The 5,308-nt window shown below is 32.9% G+C and carries 4 protein-coding genes and 1 pseudogene; all 5 read left to right on the forward strand.

What is annotated here, in order from left to right; genetic code table 11:
- Positions 1 to 58: 58 nt before the first annotated feature.
- A pseudogene (locus tag IV36_RS11525) lies at positions 59 to 1,216 on the forward strand (PRD domain-containing protein); the annotation flags it as partial.
- A 338-nt stretch (positions 1,217 to 1,554) separates the two neighbouring features.
- Positions 1,555 to 2,784, forward strand: a complete 1,230-nt coding sequence (locus tag IV36_RS11530; RefSeq protein WP_235810333.1) for an aconitase X catalytic domain-containing protein — start codon at positions 1,555 to 1,557, stop codon at positions 2,782 to 2,784.
- Positions 2,759 to 3,184 (forward strand): aconitase X swivel domain-containing protein, encoded by a 426-nt coding sequence (locus tag IV36_RS11535; RefSeq protein WP_156648677.1) that lies wholly within the window; start codon positions 2,759 to 2,761, stop codon positions 3,182 to 3,184. The genes IV36_RS11530 and IV36_RS11535 overlap by 26 nt, the downstream gene beginning before the upstream one ends.
- 3 nt (positions 3,185 to 3,187) lie before the next feature.
- Positions 3,188 to 4,213, forward strand: a complete 1,026-nt coding sequence (locus tag IV36_RS11540; RefSeq protein WP_056992634.1) for an NAD(P)-dependent oxidoreductase — start codon at positions 3,188 to 3,190, stop codon at positions 4,211 to 4,213.
- A complete protein-coding gene (locus IV36_RS11545) occupies positions 4,182 to 5,198 on the forward strand; it encodes an ABC transporter substrate-binding protein (protein WP_056992636.1) in 1,017 nt (338 codons plus the stop codon). Before IV36_RS11540 ends, IV36_RS11545 begins: the two co-directional genes overlap by 32 nt.
- Positions 5,199 to 5,308 lie beyond the last annotated feature (110 nt).

Consider the following 5,308-nt stretch of genomic DNA (forward strand, 5'->3'; position numbering starts at 1 on the left):
AATTTTAGTCTATAATTTAGGATTTTTTAATTTTGTGACGAACTAGCACCACGCGTAGAGCGCGTATTATTATCTTCCATTCTTTGTACTCATGGTTCAGTGTTCAGAGAAGCTTGAATCAGTGCATTACAATGCAATTTTACTCACACATGGGGAGCATACAGCCTCAAGTATTCAACAGGTTGTTAATACACTTTGTGGGAATTATTTTTTTGAGGCATTTGATATGCCCATCGATGTTTCTATCAGCCGGATAAATGAGTATGTACGCAACTATTTGATTGATCAAGGCTCTTCTACCAAGGGAAATATTATTTTGTTTGATATGGGTTCTTTAAGAGAAATGTTTAGAGAAATTAAAAAGGTGTCAGACCAGGAACTGTTAGTCGTTAATAACGTTACAACAGCAATGGCCCTTGATATTGGACTGCGGATTCAACGCAATGAGATTTTTCAATCAATTGCAGAAGCCAGTCAAAAATATAGTTCAACCACTGATGCGCAGTACTATGAGGGGTTATCAAATCGAAAGAATATTATTGTTTCATGTATGTCAGGAGTCGGTCTTTCAGAGGAATTAAAGAAACTGATTGAAGAAACTCTTTCGCCCTCATTAGAGGTAATTGCCCTTGATTATAAGCATCTGCATGCATTGCTGAAAAATAATGACCGTCAGTTTTTCTCAAATACACAGTTAATTTTAACTACAACGGATGTTAGCGGTGATATGGGGATGGATATTATTAATATTTATAACATTTTTGATAAGTCAGTTTCATTAAAACTAGAAACAATCCTCCTACAAATAGGGGAAAATCAAAAATCGAGTAATCTGCTGATTGAGCGATTACTGCGCTTTTTATCGATTGAGGGAATTCGTGGGCGCTTACAAATCTTGAATCCAGACGTTGTCATCCAAGAAAGCCAAGATATTGTATCTCACTATGAGAATTTTTATAATGTAAAATTTGAACCAAGGCTGAAACTGAATTTGTATATGCATTTATCACTTATGATTGAACGGATGCTTGTAAGTACGACAGTTTCAGAGAACACTTTCCAAGAAGCAGATTTGACTCCCAGAAAAAAGGACTTTATATCTCTTTCCAGTGGGATCTTTCAACATGTGGAGCAAAAGTTCAATATTAAGGTTCAAGATTACGAGATCGAGTTGCTTTATCAACTACTCAAGGATTTTATTTTTATTGATAAGTAGAATTTTGTGCATTATTTTATTGAAAAAAATTATAATATTTAGAAGTAATAGATTAAAGGAAAAGTAGAATATGGACTATAGGCAGAGTTCGGAAGAAAGACTCTGCTTTTTTGTCGCTTATTTTTTGTAAGTTATTAAAATTAAATTAAAAATAGATTGGATTTTGGAAAAATAATGGAGGATAGCTAAAAAGCTTATTATTCAAATTATTTAAATTTTTCTTTGACATAGCACGAGTACTGTATTAATCTTCAACTAAGTTAATGAATCCATTCATTAATCTTAAAAATTAATAAAACCATTTATAGGAAGAAGGATAAATAATGGTCAAACTTTCATTGACAGAAAAACAGATGTTAGATGGAAAATTTGGTAAAGGAACGCAAACTGCTATGAAGATTCAGGTAGCAATTGCAGAAGCATTTGATGCACCTTATATGGTTCCAATTTCAAGAGCCCATGTTGCTTTAAGTAATCAAGAAGCTGATTTATGGTTTGTAGAAAAATTAGTAAGTCAAGGAGCAAAATGTAAAATTAGACCAACAGTTAATCCAAGTTTTAATTGGGAACAAATGAGTCAAATAACTAGTTTGAGTAGTGAAGATGTAGATATAGTTAGACGAACAGATAATGCATACAAAAAAATCGGGGCTTTAATGACATACGATTGCACACCATATTTACAATTAAATGTACCTAAAGTAAATGATGTTATTTCATATTCAGAGTCCTCGGCAACACCTTTTGTAAACTCCGTTTATGGTGCAAAAACTAATAGAGAATCTGCACAAAGTGCTCTATGTGCTGCTGTTACAGGTGTAGTACCTTATTATGGCTACTTGATGAAAGAAAACAGAAAAGGAGAAATTTTAGTAAATGTTCTTGCAAAAATGGATTCAGATTTTGATTTTCAATTATTAGGTTATGTATTACCACTAAAAATAGGATTTAAGATACCTGTTTTTAATTTTATAAATAAAGAAGAAAAAAGAAATTTTTCTAATGCTTCATTGATGAATTTAGGTGCTCAAATGAATACTTCGGGTAATGTTGCAATATATCATATTCTTGGATATACACCAGAAGCGAGTACGCTGGAAGATGCTTTTCAAAGTAGTAAAGTTCCTGAAGAAGTTGATATTACACAGGAAGATTTGGATTCAGTGAGAGACAAAATTTCAGCACCAATAGGTAAAATTGATTTTGCATTATTTGGATGCCCACATCTTACATTTGAGCAGATTGAGAGGGTAACTAAAATAATTGCAGGTAAGAAATTAGCGGTACCACTATTTATCATGTCTTCAGACCCAACTATGAGATTGTGTGAACAGATGGGAGTATTAAAAACCATTGAAGAAGCGGGAGGAAATATTATTTCTAATACATGTATGGATCAGCCATGTTGGAAATTTTTATACGGAAAAAAAGGTGTTACCGATTCACCAAAATGTGCTTACTACACAAAGCGAAGAAAAATGGAATTTGTAATTACAGATTTAGAAAATGCTACGTATTCAGCTTTGGAGGGAGAGGTTACTAGTGACAGAAAAAAGCAATTTGTTTAAATGCCATAAAATTTCTGAGGGTAAGACAAGTGGAGAGGTTCTTTTTTCAAAAGATGGTATTTGCTTTTATTTAATTGATCCAGAAAGTGGAGTTGTAATTGAAAGGAATCATAGTCTTTTTGGGAAAAGCATTGCAAATAAGATATTAGTTTTTCCAAATGGAACAGGAAGCTCTGTAGTTCAGGCAGATGGAATGTATCAATTGAAAATGCACAATATGGGTCCCAAAGCAATGATTGTCGAAAATGCCGATACTACACTTGTTGCTAGTTCAATAATTATGGAAATTCCTTTGGTTGATAAAGTAGATTCTAATTTTAATGAAAATGTAAAAAATAAAGATATTTTAGAAGTTAACGCAATTGAAGGAGAGATAAAACTTGTTCAGAAAGGAGAATAGTAGATGTTAAATAATAATCCGCTCTTCTGGATAATTGATGAAGAATGGTCTGACTACGATATAGAGACAGAAATAATAAAAAAATATTATCCAACCGCAAGTATTAAATATTCAACATATGACTATAAGGATGATTTAAAGAAATGGGGAGATAAAGCAGATATAGTGCTTGCACAAGTGTATGCAGATATTCCTGGAGATGTGATTAGAAGACTGAAGAATTGTAGAGGAATTGCGTTGTTCGGAGGCGGTTACGATCGAGTCGATATTGAAGTAGCCGCAGAAATGAGAATACCTGTAACTAATGTTAAGAATTACTGCAAGGAAGATATTGCTGAATATGTAATAAATGCGATGCTGTATTCAAACAAGGCACTTGATTCTTTCAATACTGTTGTTGAAGAAAATCTGTGGGGCCTTGGAGCAATTAAAAATTTGCAAAATAGATTAAGCGAACAAAAGCTTTTTGTAATTGGGTTAGGTAGAATTGGAAAATTTGTTGGAAAAACAGCTCAAGCCTTGGGCATGAAAGTCTATGCCTATGACCCTCAATATAGGAGCGGAGAAAAAGAAGATAATATTGAAATGGTCAGCCTTGAAGAGGGGTTGGCAATTGCTGATTTTGTAACAGTTCATTGCAATTTAAGTGAGAAAACAAAGTCTATGTTAGGAATGCCAGAGTTTCTAAAAATGAAATCTACGGGAATATTAATAAATACTGCTAGAGGAGCAATTTTGAAAGAAAATGAATTACTGGAAGCAGTTGAGAGGAAAATAATCGGTGGAGCAGTTCTAGATGTTATAGAACAAGAACCTCCCACGAAAGAATATTATGAAAAATTTAGGAATAGTGATGTGATTGTTACACCACATATTTCATATCTATCAGTACAATCAATTGATGAATTAAAACATAGATCAACTAAAAATGGAATAGCTATGTTGAAAGGAAAATTAACGGATGATGTTGTCAATATAAATGATAAGGGGATTTTATATGATAAATTTGAAAACTACGCTAAAAAATAAGAAGAATCTATTTATAGTGCCAGTAATCATGTTTCTTACTTTGTTTATTGTTAGTACTGGAGTATCTGCTAGCAGTGATAACACTGTGAAAATTGCACATTCTTCATGGATAGGATTTTATCCGTTGGATTTAGCAGAAGAAAAGGGATTCTTTAAAGATTATGGGGTTAACGTTCAAATTAAAGATATTGAAAGTAAGTCAGACAGTAAAAGTGCTTTAGCAGCTGGAAAGATTCAAGGAATTGCGACTTCTTTAGATACAAATGTATTGAGTGCAGCAAGTGGATTAAAAATTCAGAATGTTTTAGCTTTGGACACTTCTACTGGTGCAGACGGATTAGTTGGTAAAAAGAGTATAAAGAATTTTAAAAATTTAAAAGGGAAGACAGTTGCTTTAGATACAACGGGTGGAGCAAGTTATTTTTGGTTTAATTATATGTTGCAAAAAAATAATATGAAATTATCAGATATCAAAGTTGAGTCTATGGATTCAGGAGCTGCTGGCAGTGCTTTTGTAGCAGGTAAAGTAGATGCTGCAATGACATGGCAACCGTGGCTAAGCAAGGCAAAAGCAACCAAAAACGGACATGTTGTAATGTCAAGTAAAAGTTCACCCGGAATAATTGTTGATACTTTGGGTCTGAGTACAAGTTTTATAAAGAAACATCCTGAGCAAGTTAAGGGGATTATAAAGGGTTGGTACAAAGCATTAGCGTATATGAAGTCAGATCCTAAAGACGCATATAAGATCATGAGTAAGAAAGCAGGAATTACTGCATCTAAATTGAAAACTGAAATGACGACGCAAATAAAATTATATGATAAAAAAGGAAACAAAAAATATTTTGGAACAAAGAAGAACAAAGGAAATATTTATAAAATATCCAAAGTAGCTTCAAATCTCTGGTATACATCTAAAATCTCAGATAAGAAAGCTAATATTAATAAGGTTACTAATCCTAAATTTGTAAATGCAATTAAATAGTCGGGAGTGTCAAGAAGTTTGTGTAAATGGGAATCCCTTTCCCCTGTAAAATCAAACCATTAATCGAAAAGTGATTCTAACGTGTCTTTGACTTGACCAAAACCACGATG

The sequence above is a fragment of the Liquorilactobacillus mali genome, assembly GCF_001437155.1.
In the GTDB taxonomy this organism is placed as follows: Bacteria; Bacillota; Bacilli; order Lactobacillales; family Lactobacillaceae; genus Liquorilactobacillus; species Liquorilactobacillus mali_A.

Excerpts from the sequence above, each read along its gene's own strand:
- IV36_RS11540 (WP_056992634.1), top strand. The coding sequence starts at position 3,188 with ATGTTAAATAATAATCCGCTCTTCTGGATAATTGATGAAGAATGGTCT.
- IV36_RS11545 (WP_056992636.1), top strand. The coding sequence starts at position 4,182 with ATGATAAATTTGAAAACTACGCTAAAAAATAAGAAGAATCTATTTATA.